The organism is Rathayibacter sp. AY1B6, from assembly GCF_002932755.1.
In the GTDB taxonomy this organism is placed as follows: domain Bacteria; phylum Actinomycetota; class Actinomycetes; order Actinomycetales; family Microbacteriaceae; genus Rathayibacter.
Map to the genome: position 1 here is coordinate 31,027 of NZ_PSWL01000009.1, position 20,277 is coordinate 51,303.

The following is a 20,277-nucleotide window of genomic DNA, read 5'->3' on the forward strand; positions in this document are numbered from 1 at the left end:
GGTCAGTGTGTATGGTGTGCCTGTCGGGCGCCCCCGCCGATGGGGACGCGTCGCCGTTCCCCGCACCACGTCGCCGCGCACCGTCTCCCCGCAGCAGGGGACGTCGGACCACTGGTCGTCCGACCCGACAGCACCAATCGAGGAGAACTGTGTCCGGCACGAAGAAGCTGGTGATCGTCGAGTCGCCGGCGAAAGCCAAGACCATCGCCCAGTACCTGGGCGACGGCTACGAGGTGCTCGCCTCCGTCGGGCACATCCGCGACCTCATCGAGCCGAAGAACCTCCCCCCGGAGCTGAAGAAGGGCCCGCTGGGCAAGTTCTCCGTCGACGTCGACAACGGCTTCGAGCCCTACTACGTCGTCTCCGACCAGAAGAAGAAGACGGTCGCCGACCTCAAGCGCGCGCTGAAGAACGCCGACGAGCTCTACCTGGCCACTGATGAGGACCGCGAGGGCGAGGCCATCGCCTGGCACCTCCTCGAGGAGCTCAAGCCCAAGGTCCCCGTGCACCGCATGGTCTTCCACGAGATCACGAAGGACGCGATCCAGAAGGCGCGCGACAACACCCGGGACATCGACACCTCCCTGGTCGACGCGCAGGAGACCCGCCGGATCCTGGACCGCCTCTACGGCTACGAGATCTCGCCCGTGCTGTGGCGCAAGGTCGGCCCCGGCCTCTCGGCCGGCCGCGTGCAGTCGGCCGCCACCCGCCTCGTGGTCGACCGCGAGCGGGAGCGACTGGCGTTCGTCTCCGCGAGCTACTGGGACCTCGCCACCGTGCTCGCGCCCGAGTCGGACTCCTCGGCGGGCTTCGACGCGCGCCTGGCACGACTCGACGGCAAGCGGATCGGAAGCGGCCGCGACTTCGACGACCGCGGTCAGCTGAAGGGCGACGTCACCGTCCTCGACGAGTCCACCGCCGGGGCCCTCGCCGAGGCCCTCCGCGACCCCGCCACGACGGTCCGGGTCTCGAACCTCGAGTCCAAGCCGTACTCGCGCCGCCCCGCCGCCCCGTTCACCACGTCCACGCTCCAGCAGGAGGCGGCGCGCAAGCTGCGCTTCTCGGCGCGCCAGACGATGAGCGTCGCGCAGTCGCTCTACGAGAACGGCTTCATCACCTACATGAGGACCGACTCGCCCGGGCTGTCGCAGCAGGCGCTGAACGCCGCACGCACGCAGGCCGCGTCCCTCTACGGAGCCGAGACCGTCCCGGACAAGCCCCGCCTGTACTCCGGCAAGAACAAGAACGCGCAGGAGGCGCACGAGGCGATCCGGCCCGCGGGCGAGACCTTCCGCACCCCGGATCAGCTCTCGGGCACCCTCCGCGGCAACGACCTCCGCCTCTACGAGCTCATCTGGAAGCGCACCGTCGCCTCGCAGATGGCCGACGCCAAGGGCTCGACCGCCACCGTGACGCTGCTCGCCGAGCCGGCCGGCGACGTCGCGAAGACCGCGGAGTTCACCGCCTCCGGAACCGTCATCACCTTCCGCGGGTTCCTGCTCGCCTACGAGGAGGGGCGCGACGAGGAGCGTCACGGCGCCCGCGACGAGAAGGACGCCAAGCTGCCGGCGCTCGAGGTCGGCCAGAGCCTGGTCGTCGCCGAGGTCGAGGCCAAGGGCCACGAGACCTCGCCGCCCCCGCGCTACACGGAGGCGAGCCTGGTCAAAGCGCTCGAGGAGCTCGGCATCGGCCGGCCCTCGACCTATGCGTCGATCATCTCCACCATCGTCGACCGCGGCTACGTCACTCCGCGCGGCACCGCCCTCGTGCCCAACTGGATCGCCTTCTCGGTGGTCCGGCTGCTCGAGGACTTCTTCTCGGACCTGGTGGAGTACGACTTCACCGCCGAGATGGAGGGCGACCTCGACCGCATCGCCGGCGGCGAGGAGGACCGCGTCGCCTGGCTCAACCGCTTCTACTTCGGCGGAGGCACGCACCCCGGGCTCCGGCATGTCGTGGACAACCTCGGCGAGATCGATGCGAAGAGCATCAACTCCGTCCGGATCACCGACGACATCACCCTGCGCATCGGCAAGTACGGCCCCTACCTCGAGGTGGCCCAGGAGGAGGGGCAGGAGACGCCCCGCCGCGTCAACCTGCCGCTCGAGCTGGCCCCCGACGAGCTCACCCCCGCCAAGGCGCAGGAGCTCGTCGACGCGCCCGTGCAGACCGACCGCGTGCTGGGCAGCAACCCCGACTCGGGCAAGACCGTCGTCGTCAAGGACGGGCGCTTCGGCCCCTACGTGACCGAGGTCGATCCGGAGCCGGAGACCACGGCCGACCCCACAACCGGCGAGGTCGTCGAGCCCGCGCCCGCGAAGCGCGGCGCGAAGAAGCCCGCAGTGGTGAAGCCGCGCACCTCCTCCCTCTTCAAGTCGATGGACGTCGCGTCGATCGACCTGGCGACGGCTCTGCGCCTGCTCGACCTGCCGCGCACGGTCGGCGACGACCCCGAGAGCGGCGAGCCGATCACGGCTCAGAACGGCCGGTACGGCCCGTACATCAAGAAGGGCACCGACAGCCGGTCCCTCACCAGCGAGGACCAGATCTTCGAGGTCGACCTGCCGACGGCGCTCGAGATCTTCGCCCAGCCGAAGTACGGGGCGCGACGCGCGTCGAGCGCGCTGAAGGAGTTCGAGGCGGACCCCGTCAGCGGCAAGCCGATCCGGATCCGCGACGGACGATTCGGCGCCTACGTGACCGACGGCGAGACCAACGTCACGATCTCCAAGGGCCTGACGATCGAGGAGATCGACTTCGAGCAGGCGGTCCAGATGCTCGCGGACAAGCGCGCGAAGGGCCCGGCCAAGAAGGCTCCGGCCAAGCGCGCGCCGACCAAGAAGCCTGCGGCGAAGACCACCGCGGCGAAGACCACGGTGGCCAAGACCACGGCGGCGAAGACCACCGCGGCCAGGACCACGGCGGCCAAGACCACGACGGCGAAGACGACCGCGGCGAAGAAGCCCGCCGCGCCCCGCGCCACCGCTGCGAGCCGCGCGGCTGCCGCGGCCGCCGCCGAGACGTCGGACGCGACGGAGTCGTGACCGGGCTGTTCGTCACCCTCGAGGGCGGGGACGGCGCGGGCAAGACCACGCAGGCCCGGCTGCTCGAGGAGTGGCTGGGCACGCGGGGCGAGACCGTCGTCCGCACCCGCGAGCCCGGGGGCACCGAGGTGGGCGTGCAGATCCGCGAGATCGTGCTGCACCACCGCGGCGAGATCGACCCCCGGGCCGAGGCCCTGCTCTACGCGGCGGACCGCGCCCAGCACATCGGGACGCTCGTGCGACCGGCGCTCGAGCGCGGCGAGGTCGTCGTGCAGGACCGCTACATCGACTCCTCCGTCGCCTACCAGGGAGCCGGGCGAGTCCTCGACGCCGTCGAGGTCCGGCGGCTGTCGGAGTGGGCCACGCACGACCTGAGGCCCGACCTCACCGTCCTGCTCGATCTCGATCCCGCCGTCGCGCGGGGCCGGCTCGACGCGGCCCGCACCCGCTTCGACCGGCTGGAGGCCGAGAAGGCGGAGTTCCACGGGCGCGTGCGCGAGGCGTTCCTGGCGATCGCCGAGACGGACGCCGAGCGCTTCCTCGTCGTGGACGCCGCTCTCCCGGTCGAGGAGATCGCGGCCGCGGTGCGGGAGCGGGTCGCCGCCCTCCTCGACGGCGCGCCGGCTGTCGGTGCTCGCGGTTAGCCTGGTGGCATGACCGTCTGGAGCCAGCTCGTCGGGCAGGAGCACGCCATCGGCGCCCTGCAGGACGCCTCGACGCCCCGGGACGACCGCGGCCGGGAGTCGTCGTCGATGACGCACTCCTGGCTCATCACCGGCCCTCCCGGGTCCGGCCGCTCGAACCTCGCCTACGCCTTCGCCTCCGCACTGCTCTGCCGCCACGGCGGCTGCGGGGAGTGCCCCGACTGCCGCCAGGTCGCCGCCCGCTCCCATCCCGACCTCGCCGTGCTGACGACCGAGCGCGTGATCATCTCGATCGACGAGGTGCGGCGGCTGGTCAGCAGCTCGCAGTACTCGCCCTCGGTCTCGCGCTACCGGGTCATGGTCATCGAGGACGCCGACCGGATGAGCGAGCGCACCTCCAACGTGCTGCTGAAGGCGCTCGAGGAGCCGCCGGAGCGCACGGTGTGGATCCTGTGTGCCCCGAGCGAGGCCGATCTGCTCCCCACCATCCGCTCCCGCGTCCGCTCCGTGCGGCTCCGGGTGCCGAGCGTCGAGGACGTCGCCGGGCTCCTCGAGCGCCGCGACGGGGTCGATCCCGAGACCGCCGAGCGCGCCGCCCGCCAGGCTCAGAGCCACATCGGGATGGCGCACCGCCTCGCGACCGACGCGAACGCGCGCGAGCGCCGGGAGGAGACGCTCCGCATCGCCCTGCGCCTCCGCGGCGTCTCGGACGCGGTGCTCGGCGCGGCGCGGATGATCGAGGTCGCGACGGAGGACGCCAAGGCGATCACCCTCGAGCGCGACGAGGCCGAGCGGCAGCAGGCGCTGCGCTCGCTCGGCGTCGAGCCTGGGGGCACTGTGCCCGCCCAGCTCCGCTCCCAGCTGCGGGCGCTCGAGGAGGACCAGAAGCGACGCGCGACCCGGAGCCTCCGCGACGGCCTCGACCGGATCCTCGTCGACCTGCTCTCCCTCTACCGCGACGTGGTGCGTCTCCAGCTCGGGGCGCCCGGCGGCGTCATCAACGAGGAGGTCCGGACCGAGATGACCGCGCTCGCCGAGTCGACTCCGCCCGACCGCACGCTCGCCGTCCTCGACGCGATCGCGACCGCCCGGCAGCGGATCGACGCGAACGTCTCCCCGGTCCTCGCTCTCGAGGCTCTGCTCGTGGTGGCTGCTCGCCGTCCGGTGGCCGCGTGAGGCGGGGGCGCCGGTCGGCCGTCGTCGTCGCGCTCGTCGCTGCGGCGTCCCTCCTGACCGGCTGCTTCGCGCCCGGCCCGACCGTCGACCGGACCTCCACCCCGTATCCGCAGACCGTCGACGACTCCCTGGAGCGCTTCTACTCGCAGGTGCTGGTCTGGGACGACTGCGGCGACGGCGCTCTCTGCACCGACGCGACCGTCCCGCTCGACTGGGACGTCCCCTCGGGGGAGACGGCGTCGATCGCCCTGGTGCGCCGGCCCGCGACGCAGGGCCCGGCGATGGGGTCCCTGCTCGTGAACCCGGGCGGGCCGGGAGCGTCGGGCGTCGACTTCATCCGCGACAGCGCCGACTACGCGGTCGACTCCGCGCTCGCGGCCCGGTACGACGTCGTCGGCTTCGATCCGCGCGGCGTGGGCGCCTCCACCGCCGTCTCGTGCCTCGACGCCGCGGGCCTCGACTCCTACCTCTACGACATCACGCCGGGGGAGCGGGGCAGCGACGAGTGGATCCAGGCGCAGCGCACGTCCGCCGCCGCGTTCGCCGCCGCCTGCGAGGAGCGCAGCGGGCCGCTGCTGCCCGAGGTCGGCACCCCGAGCGCCGCCCGTGATCTCGACGTGCTGCGCGCGGCGCTGGGCGACGAGACGCTGCACTACCTCGGCTACTCCTACGGCACGTTCCTCGGAGCGACCTACGCCGGGCTCTTCCCGGACCGGGTCGGCCGCGTCGTCCTCGACGGCGCGATCGATCCGGCGGCGACCTCGTTCGACGTGGTGCGCGAGCAGGCGAAGGGGTTCGAGAGCGCACTGCGCGCCTACCTCGCCGACTGCCTCCGCTCGGACGACTGCCCGTTCACCGGCACCGTCGACGCGGGAATGGCCCAGCTGAAGCGCATGCTCGCGGACGTGGACGCCTCGCCGATCCGGGCCGCCGACGGCCGTGAGCTCGGCGCGAGCACGCTGTTCACCGCGATCGTCTACCCGCTCTACGACGCCACGGCGTGGGGAGCGCTGAGCGAGATGCTCGCCGACGTGCGCCGGGGCGACCCCACGGTCGCGTTCCAGTACGCGGACGCGTACAACGGGCGCGACGCGGACGGCCGGTACGCGGACAACACCACCGAGGCGTTCCTCGCGATCAACTGCGTCGACTACTCCTACGACGCCGACACCGCCTCGATGCGCGCCGACGAGGCCGCTCTCGAGCAGGCCGCGCCGACGATCGGCCGCTACATGGCCTACGGCGACATCCTCTGCAGCGAGTGGCCGGCGGCGTTCGAGGGCTCCCGCGAGCCGATCACCGCGGAGGGCTCGGCGCCCATCCTGGTCGTGGGCACCACGAACGATCCCGCGACGCCCTACGTGTGGGCGCAGGCGCTCGCCGGCGAGCTCTCCGCCGGCCGTCTGGTCACCTACGACGGCGAGGGGCACACGGCCTACAACAAGTCGACGTCCTGCGTGAACGACGCGGTCGACGCGTACCTGCTCGAGGGGACCGTCCCGGAGGAGGATCCGCAGTGCTGACCGAGCAGGAGCGGCCCCGCGAGCAGCAGCCCGGGCTCCGCGAGCGCAAGCGCCTGGCCACTCGGCGGGCCATCGAGATCGCCGTCCTCCGGCTCGCGAGCGAGCGCGGGCCGGAGCGTGTGACCATCGAGGACGTCTCGCGCGCCGCCGACGTCTCCACGCGCACCTTCTTCAACTACTTCGCCTCGAAGGAGGACGCGCTGGTCGGCGGGCTCCCGGTCATCGCCGACGAGACGGCGGCGGCGTTCGTCGCGGGCCGGGGCGCCGTGCTCGAGGACCTGCAGCGGGTCTTCGTCGCCGCGATGGAGGAGCCGCTCGAGGAGGACCGGGAGCTGCACGTCCTCCGCCGCGCGCTCTTCCGCGAGCACCCGCATCTGGTCGGCTTGAAGATCGCGGGCATGCGCGAGTTCGAGCTCGCGGTCGAGGGGCTCGTCGCCGAGCGACTCGGACGGGAGGACGACGACGCGGAGCGGGTGCGCAGCCGGGCGCGGATGCTGACGCTCCTCGGGCTCGCCGCCGTGCGCCACGCCTGGGCGGCGTGGGTCGATCACGACGGCCGGGAGGCTCTGCCCGGACGCATCGCCCGCTCCTTCGAGGAGCTGCGCGGCGCGCTCGCCTGAGCCGAGCGCAGCGGCCGCGGCCGCCGTCCCCGGAGCCTCTGCTCGACCGCGCCGCCCTGATTCACGCCCGGGCGCGCGAGCAGGCTATGCTGTGTAATCGTGTCCGGGGCTCAGGCCCCGCGTGCACGCCGCCTTAGCTCAGTCGGCAGAGCGTCTCACTCGTAATGAGAAGGTCGTGGGTTCGATTCCCACAGGCGGCTCCCTCTCCCTCCGTCCGCGACGTCCAGGCGGGATCCGCGACGTCCAGGTCGCGTCGAACTCGCGTCGCTACCCTGTTGCGGATGACCGACACCCCTCCTCCCCGCCGTCGCCGCACTCTCGTGGTCGCCGCGGTGCTCGCGGTCGCCGTGCTCGGTGGCGGCGCCTTCGGCGTCGGGACGGCTCTCGGCAGCGCCGCGGAGCCGGGGGCGCTGCCCGTCGTCTCGACCCCGACCGCCGGCACGACTCCCGCTCCGACGCAGACGGCGACGGCACGGCCCACCGCCGAAGCGGCGGCCGAGGCGCTCCGCACCTGCTCGGTGGCGGAGCTCGCCGCCGACCCGCGTCTGGGCTCGATGCAGGCTCGTGTGGTCGACGCCGCGACGGGCGAGGTCTTGTTCGACCGCGGGGGCGGGACCGCGTCGCGCACCGCCTCCGCCCTCAAGATCCTGACGGCCGCGTCGGCGCTCGCGGTCCTCGGCCCGGAGACGCGCATCGCCACGACCGTGGTCCGGGGGAGCGAGCCCGGGAGCGTCGTCCTCGTCGGCGGGGGAGACCTCACCCTGACCCGGCTCCCGACCGGCCAGGAGTCGACCTACTCCGGAGCGGCGCACCTCGACGACCTCGCAGCGCAGGTCGAGAGCGCCTGGGAGGCGGACCCCTCGACCGCGGGGACGCCGATCACGTCGCTGGTGCTCGACTCCTCCCTCTACTCTGGCGAGACCTGGCAGCCGAGCTGGAACCGCAAGGAGCAGGTCGACGGCTACATGCCCGAGATCACGGCGCTCCAGGTGGACGGCGATCGCGAGGACCCTGCGGCCTCGACCTCCGAGCGCGGCACGGATCCGGTCGGCCGGGCCGGAGAGGCGTTCGCCGACGAGCTGGACGCCTCGCCCGTGGTCTCCACCGGGACCGCTCCCGCGGGCGCCGCGGTTCTCGGCACGGTGGAGTCGGCCCCGGTCGGCACCCTCGTGCAGCAGATGCTGCTCGTCTCCGACAACGCGATCGCCGAGATGCTCGCGCGGCTCGTGGCGATCCGCACCGGCGCGGGCAGTGACTTCGGTGCCGAGCAGGCCGGTGTGCTGCAGGGGCTCGCCGGCTACGGCGTCGACACGTCCGGGATCGCGATCGTCGACGGCTCCGGCCTGAGCGACGACAACGCGGTCGCGCCGGCGTACTTCACCGAGCTGCTCCGGAAGGTCCGGGCCCGCGAGGGGCAGCTCGGGATCCTCCTCGACGGCCTGCCGGTGTCGGGCCGGACAGGGTCGCTCTCCTACTCCGACCGGTTCGCCGGCGACAACGCCGCGGCCGACGGTGCGGTGCGCGCGAAGACGGGCTGGATCGACACCGGCTACACCCTGGCCGGCGTGGTCACCGCGGCGGACGGCACCGACCTGACGTTCGCGGTCTACGCTCTCGGCGACGTCTCCGACTCGGCGAAGACCGCGATCGACACCCTGGTGACGGGCGTCTACCGTTGCGGGTCCTCGCTCTCCGACTCCTGATCCGGGCGGGCCGACCGCCCGCTCCTCCTCCCTCCTCGACCCGGAAGGCCCACGATGACCACCGCACTCCTGATCGTCGACGTGCAGAACGACTTCACCGAGGGCGGCGCGCTCGCCGTCACGGGCGGCGCGGCGGTCGCCCAGGGCATCGCCGCGCATCTGGCGGCGCACCCCGACCGCTATTCCGCGGTGCTGGCCTCCCGCGACTGGCACGAGGGCGACTCCCACAACGGCGGCCACTTCGCGGCGGAGCCGGACTTCGTCGACAGCTGGCCCGTCCACTGCGTCGCGGGCACGGACGGCGCGCGGTTCCACCCGGCACTGGACACCGCTCGGATCGACGTCCAGATCCTCAAGGGGCAGGGCCGCCCCTCCTACTCGGCCTTCGAGGGCACGACGGAGGCGGGCGAGGAGCTCGGCGTCGTGCTCGCGGAGCGGGGCGTCACCGCGCTCGACGTCGTGGGGCTCGCGACCGACCACTGCGTGCGCGCCTCGGCGCTCGACGCGCGACGGGCGGGGCTCGAGGTCCGCGTGCTCGAGGACCTGATCGCGGGCGTCTCCGAGGAGGCGAGTGCCGCGGCGCTGCGCGAGCTGACGGACGCGGGAGTCCGCGTCGAGCGGTCCGCCTGAGCGCTCGTCCCTCCCCAGGGCGCACGGGGGTGCAGGTCCTCCCGGCTCCCGGCGACCCCGCCCCCGGAGCGATCGCTCGTCCTACACTGGGAGGACGAGAAGCTCCTCCTGGCGCGGTCTGCGCGCTCCGATCCGAAGAAGTGGTTCTTTCCTGTGACTGATTCCGTCGCGTCCCGCGCCGCCGAGACCGCTCTGCTCGCCCGCATCCCCACGCAGCTGCTGATCGGCGGTGAGTGGGTGGACGCCTCCGGCGGCGGCTCGATCGACGTCGAGGACCCGGCCACCGGAGCGGTCCTGGTCTCGATCGCCGACGCGACTCCGGAGGACGGGGTCCGGGCGCTCGACGCCGCCGTGGCCGCCGGTGCGTCGTGGGCCGCGACGGCGCCGCGGAAGCGGGGCGAGATCCTCCGGCGGGCGTTCGACCTCCTGCAGGAGCGCACCGAGGAGTTCGCGCTCCTGATGGCGCTCGAGATGGGCAAGCCCGTCGCGGAGGCGAGGGGCGAGGTCGTCTACGGCGGCGAGTTCCTCCGCTGGTTCAGCGAGGAGGCGGTGCGCATCAGCGGACGCTACGGAGTCTCGCCCGAGGGCAGCGGCCGGATGATCGTCTCGCAGCACCCGGTCGGCCCCTGCTACCTGATCACCCCGTGGAACTTCCCGCTCGCGATGGCGACGCGGAAGATCGCTCCGGCGCTGGCGGCGGGCTGCACCGTCGTCGTGAAGCCGGCCGAGCTCACTCCGCTCACGACGCTCGCCTTCGCGGCACTGCTGGCCGAGGCGGGGCTCCCCGACGGCGTGCTCAACGTGGTCACCACGTCCTCGGCGGGGGCCGTGTCGGCTCCGATCCTGTCGGATCCGCGCCTGCGGAAGGTCTCCTTCACGGGCTCCACGCCGGTGGGGCGCACCCTGCTGCAGCAGGCCTCCGAGAACGTGCTGCGGACCTCGATGGAGCTGGGCGGCAACGCGCCCTTCGTCGTGTTCGAGGACGCCGACCTCGATCGGGCGGTCGAGGGCGCGATGCTCGCGAAGTTCCGCAACATCGGCCAGGCCTGCACGGCCGCCAACCGCTTCTTCGTGCACGAGTCGATCGCCGAGGAGTTCGCCGCGCGGATCGTGGAGCGCGTGCGCGCACTGCGCGTCGGCCGCGGCACCGAGGACGGGGTGACCATCGGCCCCCTGATCGACGAGCGCGCGGTCGAGAAGGCGTCCGCCCTGGTGGAGGACGCCGTCTCCCGCGGCGCGCGCCTGCTCGCCGGCGGCGAGCGGATCGAGGGGGCCGGCCACTTCTACCGGCCGACCGTGCTCGCGGGGGTCGACCGGGAGAGCGAGATCCTCCGCACGGAGATCTTCGGCCCTGTCCTCGCGATCGTGCCGTTCACGGACGAGGACGACGCCGTCGCGCTCGCCAACGACACCGAGTACGGACTGGTGTCCTACGTCTTCACGCGCGACCTCGCCCGCGGTCAGCGGATGATCGAGCGGCTCGCCACCGGGATGATGGGGCTCAACGTCGGCGTCGTGTCGAACGCGGCGGCGCCCTTCGGCGGGGTGAAGCAGTCGGGCCTCGGCCGCGAGGGCGGGCTCGAGGGGATCCACGAGTACCTCAGCACCAAGTACACGCTCACCCCCGACCCCTTCGCCTGACCCGGTGGAGCGGATCGAGGTCACCGCGCTCGACGATCCGCGGCTGCGCGACTACGCGCACGCCACGGACGTCGCGCTGAAGAACGCCCGCGGCCCGCACGGCCTGTACATCGCGGAATCGGCGCTCGTGCTCGAGCGCGCGATCGCCGCCGGGCACCGGCCGCGCTCGGTCCTCGCGCTCGGCGGGTCGGCCGCCGAGGCCGAGCGCCTGGTCGGCCGCTTCGACGTCCCCGTCTTCACGGGCCCGGGCGAGCTCCTGGCCGAGCTCACCGGGTACACCCTGCACCGCGGCCTGATCGCGGCGATGGACCGGCCCGCGCTGCCCGACCCGGCGGGTCTGCTCGCGGGATCCCGCCGCATCGTCGTGCTCGAGGACGTGGTCGACCCGACGAACGTCGGCGCGATCTTCCGCTCCGTCGGGGCGATCGGTGCCGATGCGGTGCTGGTGACGCCGCGCTGCTCCGATCCGTACTACCGCCGCGCCATCCGCGTGAGCATGGGGACGGTCCTGCAGGTGCCCTGGACGCGCGTCGGCGACTGGGCGTCGACGCAGCGGCTCCTGCACGGGGCGGGCTTCACGATCGCGGCGATGGCGCTGACGCCGGAGGCGGTGCCTCTGCGGGACTTCGCCGCCCGCGCTCCGGAGCGCGTCGCCCTCGTGCTCGGCACCGAGGGGCAGGGTCTCACCGCCGAAGCCCTCGCCGCCGCCGACGTCGCCGTCCAGATCCCCATGCGGCACGGGATCGACTCGCTCAACGTCGCTGCGGCGTCGGCGGTCGCGATGTGGGCGCTCGCCGAGACCTCCTGAGAGGCGTGCCTGTGCCCCGTTGGGGGTGCCACGGGGCGTGAGAGCGCGCCCAGCGCTCCCGTGAGGCGGCGACTGCGCTACCGTGGCCGCACTCCCGCCAGCAGCCGTCACGAACGAGGTCGTCCATGCTCCTGCGCACGACGCTCCGCCCGCCCGTCGCGCTGCTCATCGGCGCCGCGCTCGCGCTGAGCATCACCGCCTGCTCCGGTCCCGCCGCGGACGTGCCGGACGGGTCCGTGCGCGACTCGGGCTCCGTCGCGACCGCTGCCCCGGCGCCCACCGCCACAGCCGATGCCGAGAGCGGCGCGCGCATGACCCGCCTGATCAGCGACTGCCTCGCCCGCTACGGCCTGAGCGACCGGCCGCCTCTCGCGAGCCCGCTCGCGGAGGAAGAGGTCCGCGCGGCGGCGCAGCGCGCCCGGGACGCCTACGACGCCACCCTGACCGACTGCTCGGCGCAGGCGCTCGCGTCCGGGGGGCCGAGCAGTGATCCGACGAGAAAGCCCGGCGGCGAGCCGACCGACGAGTCCGACGCCGACTCGACCCCCGCTCCGGCGGGCTGACCGTGCGACTCGAGGGGACGTCCGCGCTGATCGCGGGGGGAGCGTCCGGACTGGGAGCCGCGACGGCGACGGCCCTCGACGCCGCAGGAGCGCGAGTGGTCGTGCTCGATCTTCCGCACGCGGTGGAGGCCGCGCAGCTGCCCGCCTCCGTGCAGCTGATCGCCGGGGACGTTCTCGATCCGGACGCCGTCTCGCGCGCCGTGGAGGCCGCGGGGGAGCTCCGCATCGCCGTGAGTTGTGCGGGCGTCGCGACACCGGGGCGGCTGCTCGGCCGCGACGGGCCGCTGCCGCTCGAGCAGTTCGAGCGGGTGCTGCGCATCAACACGACCGGGACGCTCAACGTGCTGCGCCTCGCCGCGGCGTCGATCGCCGAGCGCGAGCCGATCGACGGGGAGCGCGGAGTCCTGGTGACGACCTCCTCCGTCGCCGCCTTCGAGGGGCAGATCGGGCAGGCGGCCTACGCCGCGTCGAAGGGAGCCGTCGCGGCGATGACCCTGCCGCTCGCGCGCGAGCTGGCGGCCCGGCTCGTGCGCGTGGTCTCGATCGCACCCGGCACCTTCGACACGCCTCTGCTCGCCGGGCTGCCGGAGAAGACCCGCGAGGCGCTCGGCTCGGCGACGCCGCATCCGGCCCGCCTCGGACGCCCCGAGGAGTTCGCGGCCCTGGTGCGGCACATCGTCGAGAACCCCATGATCAACGGCGAGACCATCCGGCTCGACGGCGCCCTGCGGCTGCCGCCGCGCTGAGGGACGAGCGGGCTCGGGCGGTCGTTCACGACCCGCGGAGGTCCCGACTCGCGACTTCACGGCTACTCGACCGGCATGAGACGGCGGGGGTCTCGGGACGGCGCTGTGCGGCCGGTCGACCGGCAGGAGGCGGGGTCTCGATACGCCGCAGCGGTGTCCGTCAGACGAGCAGCTGGTGCTTCGCGAGATCCCGGTACAGCGGAGTCGACTCGACGAGCTCGGAGTGGGTGCCGACTCCCACGACCTCGCCCTTCTGCAGGACGACGATGCGGTCGGAGTCGACCACCGTCGACAGGCGGTGCGCGATGACCAGCAGGGTCCGGTTCTCGGCGACCGCGTCGATCGCCAGGCGCAGGCGCTGCTCGTTGAGTCCGTCGAGGCTCGACGTGGACTCGTCCAGCAGCAGGATCGGCGGTGCCGCCAGGAGCGCGCGGCCGATCGCGAGACGCTGACGCTCGCCACCGGAGAGCATCACTCCGCTCTCGCCCACCGGCGCGTGCAGGCCGAGCGGGTTGCGCTCGAGCACGTCGGTCAGATTCACCGCCTCGAGCACCCGGAGGCAGTCGGCGTCGTCGGCGTCGGGGCGGCCGAGGACGAGGTTCTCGCGGAGGGTGCCGGCAAGGACGGGGGCGTCCTGCTCGACGTAGCCGATCTGCGCGCGGAGCGCGTCGCGGTCGATGGCCGTGATGTCGACGCCGCCGAGTCGGACGACGCCGGCTTCCGGGTCGTAGAACCGCTCGATGAGGGCGAGGATCGTGCTCTTGCCCGCTCCCGACGGCCCGACCAGGGCGGTGCGCTTGCCGCGCGGCACGGTGAAGGAGACGCCGCGCAGGACGGTGCGGTCGCGCTCCTCCGCCACCGCCGCGGCCTCGGGCACGGCGCCCTCCTCGTAGGAGAACACCACGTCCTCGAAGGAGATGGCCTCCTCCGCCACGCCGGCGCCGAGGCCGCCCGCGGAGGCGTCGCCGTCGCCCTCGATCGGCAGGTCGATGATCTCCTGGATGCGGCCGAGAGCGCCCAGCGCCGAGTTCACCGAGGTGATGGCGCCGATGAAGTTGCCGAGCGGCATCACCATCATGAAGAGGAAGAGGATGAACGAGACCAGCTGGGCGATGTCGATCGCGCCGGACGCGACGCGGTAGCCGCCGACGCCGAGGACGGCGAGGAAGGCGACCTGCATCGCGATCCCGGCCACCGGCACCACGAGGGCCGAGACGTGCGCGACGCGGATGCCGAGGCGGTACGCCTCCGTCGCGTGCTGGTCGACGACCGCGATCTCGCGATCGGTGGCTCCGGCCGCACGGATCGTCCGGACGGCGCTGATGGCGCGCTCGACGGCCGCGGCCAGATCGCCGACCTTCTCCTGCGCCATGCGGCTGGCGGTGCGGATGCCGCGGCCGAGGGTCAGCGCGAGCCCCAGGGCCACCGCGACCACGGCCACGATGATCAGCAGCAGCACCCAGTCGATGACGGCCATCGCGATGATCGCGCCGACGAAGACGAGGGAGCCCGCGATCGAGTCGACGAGCCCCTGGGTCAGCACGGCGCGCAGGAGCGTGGAGTCGGAGCCGACGCGGGAGACGAGGTCGCCGGTGCGGCGCGCGTCGAACTCCCGGATCGGGAGGCGCAGCAGCCGCGCGACCAGGCGGCGGCGGCTCGAGAGCACGATCCCCTCGCCGGTGCGCTGGAGCAGGTAGTGCGCGAAGCCCGAGATGAGCCCGGAGGCCACGACCAGGCCGACGAGGGCCCACACCAGCGGGCCGAGATCGAGACCGGACTGGACCCGGGTGATGACTTGCCCGACGAGCAGGGGCTGGCCGAGGCTCGCCGCCGCTCCGAACAGGCTGAGGACCACGACGACCGAGAGGATGCCGCGGTGCTCGAGCAGGTAGGGCACGAGCTGCGAGAAGGAGGCGCGGGGTCCGTCGTCGCGGGAGGGTCGTCGTCCGCCGCGCCGGGAGGTGGTGGTGCTCATCAGCGTCCATTCTGCCCCGTCCTCGCTGCGAGCAGGCCGCCAGCGGGCGGCCCCGGTGCTCAGGGAGGGAGCGGAGACGCGGACGGCCCGCCGGGGGATCCCGACGGGCCGTCCTCTGCAGGGAGTCCTACGAGACGTTGTCGTGGTACGACGCGTTCTTCGTCTCCTTCGAGAGCAGGAGCGCGATCAGCGTCAGCACGGCCGCGGCGCTGAGGTACAGGCCGACCAGCACGGTGCTGCCGCCCGCCGCCCTCCACAGCGCGACCGCGATGATCGGCGCGAGCGCCGCTCCGAGGATCGACGCGAGGTTGTAGGCCATCGCCGAGCCGGTGTAGCGGACGTTGGTCGGGAACAGCTCGGGGAGGACGGCGCCCATCGGGCCGAAGGTCAGGCCCATCAGCGTGAAGCCGAGGATCAGCACCGCCATGACGCCCGCGAAGCCGGCGCTGAACAGCGGCACGAAGAGCAGGCCGAACACGAGGATCGCCGCGGTCACCACGAGCAGCGTGCGCCGGCGGCCGAAGCGCTCGGCGAGCGGGCCGGAGACGAGGGTGAAGATCCCGAAGAACACGACGCCGACGATCAGCATGACGAGGAAGTCGTTGCGCGTGTAGCCGAGGCCCGGGACGGCGCCGTCGACGGGCGACGTGCCGTAGGTGAGCGTGAACGTGGTCATCAGGTAGAAGAGCACGTAGGTCGCCAGCATGATGAAGGTGCCCAGGATGAGCGGGCGCCAGCTGGTGACGAAGACGCGGGCGAGGGGCAGCTTGGCGACCTCGCCCTTCTCGACGACCTTCTGGAACGCGGGCGTCTCGACGAGCTTGAACCGCACGTAGAGGCCGATGATCACGAGCACGGCGCTCGCCAGGAACGGCACGCGCCAGCCCCAGGCGGCGAACGTCTCGTCGCTCATCGTGCTCGCCAGCACCAGGAACAGGACGTTGGCGACGATGAAGCCGATCGGCGCGCCCAGCTGCGGGAAGGTGCCGTAGATGGCGCGCTTGCCGGCCGGCGCGTTCTCGGTCGCGAGCAGCGCGGCTCCGGACCACTCGCCGCCGAGGCCGAGGCCCTGGCAGAAGCGCATCACGACGAGCAGGAACGGAGCGAGGAACTCCCAGCCGGGCGTGAGCGCGGTGGGCAGGCAGCCGATCAGGAAGGTCGCGACGCCCATCGTGAGCAGCGACGCGACGAGAGTGCCCTTGCGGCCGACGCGGTCGCCGAAGTGGCCGAAGATGATCGACCCGATCGGGCGCGCGATGAACGCGACGCCGAAGACGGCGAAGGAGGCGAGGAGGGCCGTGGCCGGATCCTCGTTGACGAAGAAGAGCGACGGGAAGACCAGGACCGCGGCGGTCGCGTAGGCGTAGAAGTCGTAGAACTCGATCGACGTGCCGATGAGGCTGGCGAGGATGACGCGGCCGCGGGAGTTCTGCGGGGCGGCTGCTGGCGCGTCGGAGACGGCGGGAGAAGACATGAGGGAGGGGCTCCGTGTGGACGGCGGCTCCCCCCGAGCCGGCGGGGCGGGGCGTCGATCGGGCGTCGCGGGCCGCTGGGGCGAGGGGGAGGAGAGAGGCGTCGCTCGTGACGACCCGTCCACTTTACTCCGTGTTCTCCCAGGTTCGTGTGCGGGCGGCCCCAGGACGGGGGCCGCCCGCAGTGGTTCAGCTGCGCAGGGAGCGGAGGAGCAGAGCGGTCGAGACCGCCGCCTCGGCCGCCTCGCGCCCCTTGTCCTCCTTCGAGCCGGGAAGACCCGCGCGGTCGATGCCCTGCTGCTCGGTGTCGAGGGTGAGCACGCCGAAGCCGACCGGCTTGCCGGTCAGGATCGAGACGGTGGTGAGCCCGGAGGTGGCGGCGTCCGAGACGTACTCGAAGTGCGGGGTGCCGCCGCGGATGATCACGCCGAGGGCGACGACCGCGTCCGCCCCCGCCTCCAGGGCCGCCTTCGAGGCGACGGGCAGCTCGAACGAGCCGGGCACGCGCACGAGGGACCAGGACGCTCCGGCCTCGTCGAGGGCTCGGCTCGCTCCGGCGATCAGGCCGTCGCTGATCTGCTCGTGCCAGGTCCCCGCGATGACGACGACGCGCAGTCCCGCGCCGTCGAGAGGGGAGGTGGTGGGGGCGCCGCTACCGGCCATTGCTACTCCTTCGTGGTGGCGCCGGCGATCCCGGCGTCGAGGGCGAGGCCGGAGATCCCGGCATCGAGGGGGTCGTGGTCGAGGACGCTGTCGAAAGCGTGGCCCATGCGGTCGCGCTTGGTCTCGAGGTAGCCCTCGTTGAAGGCGCCGACGCCGACCACGAGCGGCACGCGCTCCGCGACGACGATGCCGCGATCGGTGAGCTGGCGGACCTTCTCGGGGTTGTTGGTGAGCAGGCGCACCTCGGTGAGGCCGAGGTCCTCGAGGATGCCGACGGCCGCTCCGTAGTCGCGCGCATCGGCGGGGAGTCCGAGCGCGAGGTTGGCGTCGAGGGTGTCGAGGCCGTCCTCCTGCAGGCGGTAGGCGCGCAGCTTGTTGACCAGGCCGATGCCCCGTCCCTCGTGTCCGCGGAGGTAGACGACGACGCCTCCGTCGCGCTGGATCGTGTCGAGCGCGGCGTCGAGCTGGGGTCCGCACTCGCACTTCAGCGAGCCGAACGCCTCTCCGGTCAGGCACTCGGAGTGCACGCGCACCAGGGCGGGCCGCCCCGCGGCGACCTCTCCCGCGAGGATCGCGACGTGATCCGCTCCGGTCTGCCGATCGCGGTAGGCGCGGATCCGGAACGGGCCGTGCGTGGTCGGCACCGTGGTCTCGACCTCGAAGCTCACCCGCGCGCTCTCCGGGACCGCGACGGCCACGGGCACCTCGGTGTCGCAGTGGAACTCCTGCAGGTACGCGATGAGGGCCGCGACCGTGGTGACCGGCACGCCCTCGCGCTCGCCGAGGGCGATCAGCCCCGGCAGCCGCATCATCTCCCCGTCCTCGGCGACGATCTCGGAGATCGCGCCCACGGGGTAGAGGCCGGCGAGCTTCATCAGGTCGACGGCCGCCTCCGTGTGCCCGTCGCGCTCGCGCACGCCGCCGTCGACGGCGCGCAGCGGCAGGATGTGGCCGGGGCGGTTCAGGCGGGAGGGGGTCGCCTCGGGGTCGGCCAGCACGCGGAGGGTGTGCGCGCGGTCGGAGGCGCTGATGCCGGTGGAGAGCCGGTCGGCCGCGTCGACGGACAGCGTGTAGGCGGTGCCGCGCGGGTCCTCGTTCTCGACCACCATCAGCGGCAGGGCGAGGCGGTCGGCGATCTCGTTGGTCATCGGCGCGCAGATGAACCCGGAGGAGTGGCGGACCATCCAGGCGATCGTCTCCTGGCTGGCGAGCTGGGCCGAGACGATGACGTCGCCCTCGTTCTCGCGGCCCTCGTCGTCCGCGACGATGATCGGGCGCCCGGCGCGCAGCGCCTCGACGGCCTCGGGGATGGTGGCGAGGCTCATGAGCGGGCCTCCGCGATCGAGCGCAGCGCGAGCATCCGCTCGACGTGGCGGGCCAGGACGTCGGTCTCGATGTTGACCTGATCGCCGATCGCGCGCGCGCCCAGCGTGGTGACGGCGAGCGTCTCGGGGATCAGCGAGACCTCGAACCACTGCTCCGGCTCGGCGGCGGGGCTGATCGCCGAGACGGTCAGCGAGACGCCGTCCACCGCGATCGAGCCCTTGTCGACGACGAGCGGAGCGATGCCGATCGGCAGCGAGAACCGCAGCACCCGCCAGGCCTCGCCCGGGGCGATGGAGAGGAGGGTCGCCGTGCCGTCGATGTGACCCTGGACGATGTGGCCGCCGAGCCGGTCGCCGACCAGCGCGGCGCGCTCGAGGTTGACGGGGTCGCCGACGCTCACGCCGTCGAGGGTCGACATCCGCAGGGTCTGCGCCATGACGTCGGCGGTGAACCCGTCGTCGGTGTGCTCGACGACGGTGAGGCAGACGCCCGAGACCGCGATCGAGTCGCCGTGCCGCACGCCTTCGACGGCGAGGGGACCGCGGATGCTGAGGCGGATCGCGTCGGCGCCCGCCTCGACGGCCGTCACGACGCCCTTCTCCTCGATGATTCCGGTGAACATCAGTGGGTCTCCATCTGCAGGGCGTGGGGGAGGCGGGCCGGAGTGCCGGCACCGCCCGCGGGGAGGACGTCGGGGCGCGCGGTCACGAGGAGGTCGTCGCCGAGGATCTCGACCGAGCGGAGGGAGAGTCGCCGGGCCTCGCCGATGCTCTCCACGCCGAGGTCGCCGAGCGCGAGGCGGGGGCCGCCGAGGAGTGCGGGCGCGAGGAACACGAGGTACTCGTCGACCAGCCCCGCGGCGACGAGCGCGGAGGCGAGGGTCGGCCCGGCCTCGACGTAGACGCTGCGGATCTCGGCGGAGTACAGGTGCGCGAGGACCGCGGTGAGGTCGTGCGTGCGCTCGACCATCACGGCGCGGGGGTGCTCGTGGAGGCGGGCGCCGGACGGCACGGAGCGGGTGCCGACGACGACGGGGACCGGCTGGTGGGCGAGGAGCTCGCCTCCGTCGCCGCGGGCGGTGAGGGCGGGGTCGTCGGCCAGGACGGTGCCGGTGCCGACGAGGATCGCGTCGTGCGCGGCGCGCTGCTCGTGCACGCGCTGGCGGGCCGCCGCTCCGGTGATCCAGCGGCTGCTGCCGTCCGCCGCCGCGGTGCGGCCGTCGAGGGTCGAGGCCCACTTGAGCGTGACGAAGGGGCGGTGCAGGCGGGTCGCGGTGAGCCACGGGTGGAGGAACTGCTCGCCCTCCTCGGCGAGCACGCCCTCGATCACCTCGACGCCGGCCTCGCGGAGGGTGCGCCCGCCGCCCGCCGAGCGCTCGCCCGGATCGGGCACGGCGTAGACGACGCGCGAGACGCCCGCCTCGATCAGGGCGCGGCTGCAGGGACCCGTGCGCCCGGTGTGGTCGCACGGCTCGAGGGAGACGACGGCCGTGGCGCCCTCGGCGGCGCCCGGTGCGACGTGCGAGAGCGCGTCGACCTCGGCGTGCGCGGTGCCGGCTCCGTGGTGCCAGCCCTCGCCGAGGACGGTGCCGTCGGGCGCGAGGATCACGCAGCCCACGCGCGGGTTGGGTCCGCGGGCGGGCCCGCGCTCGGCGAGCGCCAGCGCCCGGCGCATCGCGTGCTCGTAGTCGATCGTCATTCCCGGTTCTTCCGTTCGTCGCCGAACTCCGGGGTCTCGAGCGAT

At 73.1% G+C, this 20,277-nt stretch carries 17 protein-coding genes and 1 tRNA gene; 12 read left to right on the forward strand and 6 right to left on the reverse strand.

Translation table 11 applies throughout. The features are described from left to right. The first annotated feature begins 149 nt into the window (after positions 1-149). The 12 genes from topA to C5D08_RS06550 all read left to right on the forward strand — a co-directional run bounded on the left by topA (position 150) and on the right by C5D08_RS06550 (position 13,098). Positions 150-3,044, forward strand: a complete 2,895-nt coding sequence (topA, locus tag C5D08_RS06495) for a type I DNA topoisomerase (protein ID WP_104276340.1) — start codon at positions 150-152, stop codon at positions 3,042-3,044. Further along, complete coding sequence (gene tmk / locus C5D08_RS06500) at positions 3,041-3,688, forward strand: dTMP kinase (RefSeq protein ID WP_104276341.1); 648 nt, start codon at positions 3,041-3,043, stop codon at positions 3,686-3,688. The genes topA and tmk overlap by 4 nt, the downstream gene beginning before the upstream one ends. Positions 3,689-3,697: 9 nt before the next feature. Next, positions 3,698-4,864, forward strand: coding sequence for a DNA polymerase III subunit delta' (locus C5D08_RS06505; protein ID WP_104276342.1), 1,167 nt, complete (start codon positions 3,698-3,700; stop codon positions 4,862-4,864). Then, positions 4,861-6,387 carry an alpha/beta hydrolase gene (locus C5D08_RS06510; RefSeq protein ID WP_104276343.1) on the forward strand — a complete coding sequence of 509 codons (1,527 nt, stop codon included), beginning with the start codon at positions 4,861-4,863 and terminating at the stop codon, positions 6,385-6,387. Before C5D08_RS06505 ends, C5D08_RS06510 begins: the two co-directional genes overlap by 4 nt. Further along, positions 6,381-7,007, forward strand: coding sequence for a TetR/AcrR family transcriptional regulator (locus C5D08_RS16945; protein WP_219815159.1), 627 nt, complete (start codon positions 6,381-6,383; stop codon positions 7,005-7,007). Before C5D08_RS06510 ends, C5D08_RS16945 begins: the two co-directional genes overlap by 7 nt. Before the next feature lie 127 nt (positions 7,008-7,134). Then, positions 7,135-7,207, forward strand: a tRNA-Thr gene (locus C5D08_RS06520). Between the two features lie 81 nt (positions 7,208-7,288). Further along, complete coding sequence (gene dacB, locus C5D08_RS06525; RefSeq protein ID WP_146082614.1) at positions 7,289-8,710, forward strand: D-alanyl-D-alanine carboxypeptidase/D-alanyl-D-alanine-endopeptidase; 1,422 nt, start codon at positions 7,289-7,291, stop codon at positions 8,708-8,710. Positions 8,711-8,764: 54 nt separating this feature from the next. After that, a complete protein-coding gene (locus C5D08_RS06530) occupies positions 8,765-9,340 on the forward strand; it encodes a nicotinamidase (RefSeq protein WP_104276345.1) in 576 nt (191 codons plus the stop codon). A gap of 153 nt (positions 9,341-9,493) precedes the next feature. Further along, positions 9,494-10,981: an NAD-dependent succinate-semialdehyde dehydrogenase gene (locus C5D08_RS06535; RefSeq protein WP_104276346.1), complete on the forward strand. Its 1,488-nt coding sequence runs from the start codon at positions 9,494-9,496 to the stop codon at positions 10,979-10,981. 4 nt (positions 10,982-10,985) lie between these two features. Next, entirely contained in the window at positions 10,986-11,789 is an 804-nt protein-coding gene (locus C5D08_RS06540; protein ID WP_104276347.1) for an RNA methyltransferase, read from the forward strand. A 125-nt stretch (positions 11,790-11,914) separates the two neighbouring features. Beyond that, complete coding sequence (locus C5D08_RS06545; protein ID WP_104276348.1) at positions 11,915-12,352, forward strand: hypothetical protein; 438 nt, start codon at positions 11,915-11,917, stop codon at positions 12,350-12,352. Between the two features lie 2 nt (positions 12,353-12,354). Further along, positions 12,355-13,098, forward strand: coding sequence for an SDR family NAD(P)-dependent oxidoreductase (locus C5D08_RS06550; RefSeq protein WP_104276349.1), 744 nt, complete (start codon positions 12,355-12,357; stop codon positions 13,096-13,098). Positions 13,099-13,258: 160 nt separating this feature from the next. Here the strand turns inward: C5D08_RS06550 and C5D08_RS06555 are convergent, their stop codons facing one another. The 6 genes from C5D08_RS06555 to ribD all read right to left on the reverse strand — a co-directional run bounded on the left by C5D08_RS06555 (position 13,259) and on the right by ribD (position 20,232). Next, positions 13,259-15,073, reverse strand: a complete 1,815-nt coding sequence (locus C5D08_RS06555) for an ABC transporter ATP-binding protein (RefSeq protein WP_104276350.1) — start codon at positions 15,071-15,073, stop codon at positions 13,259-13,261. A gap of 127 nt (positions 15,074-15,200) precedes the next feature. Beyond that, on the reverse strand, positions 15,201-16,547 hold the full coding sequence (locus C5D08_RS06560; protein ID WP_104222221.1) for an MFS transporter: 1,347 nt from the start codon (positions 16,545-16,547) through the stop codon (positions 15,201-15,203). A gap of 187 nt (positions 16,548-16,734) precedes the next feature. Further along, positions 16,735-17,208 (reverse strand): 6,7-dimethyl-8-ribityllumazine synthase, encoded by a 474-nt coding sequence (gene ribH, locus C5D08_RS06565; RefSeq protein WP_104250609.1) that lies wholly within the window; start codon positions 17,206-17,208, stop codon positions 16,735-16,737. Positions 17,209-17,210: 2 nt separating this feature from the next. Then, on the reverse strand, positions 17,211-18,533 hold the full coding sequence (gene ribA / locus C5D08_RS06570) for a GTP cyclohydrolase II (protein ID WP_104276351.1): 1,323 nt from the start codon (positions 18,531-18,533) through the stop codon (positions 17,211-17,213). Beyond that, positions 18,530-19,156, reverse strand: coding sequence for a riboflavin synthase (locus C5D08_RS06575; RefSeq protein WP_104276352.1), 627 nt, complete (start codon positions 19,154-19,156; stop codon positions 18,530-18,532). The genes ribA and C5D08_RS06575 overlap by 4 nt, the downstream gene beginning before the upstream one ends. Continuing rightward, positions 19,156-20,232 carry a bifunctional diaminohydroxyphosphoribosylaminopyrimidine deaminase/5-amino-6-(5-phosphoribosylamino)uracil reductase RibD gene (gene ribD, locus C5D08_RS06580; protein WP_258067338.1) on the reverse strand — a complete coding sequence of 359 codons (1,077 nt, stop codon included), beginning with the start codon at positions 20,230-20,232 and terminating at the stop codon, positions 19,156-19,158. The genes C5D08_RS06575 and ribD overlap by 1 nt, the downstream gene beginning before the upstream one ends. Positions 20,233-20,277: the final 45 nt, after the last annotated feature.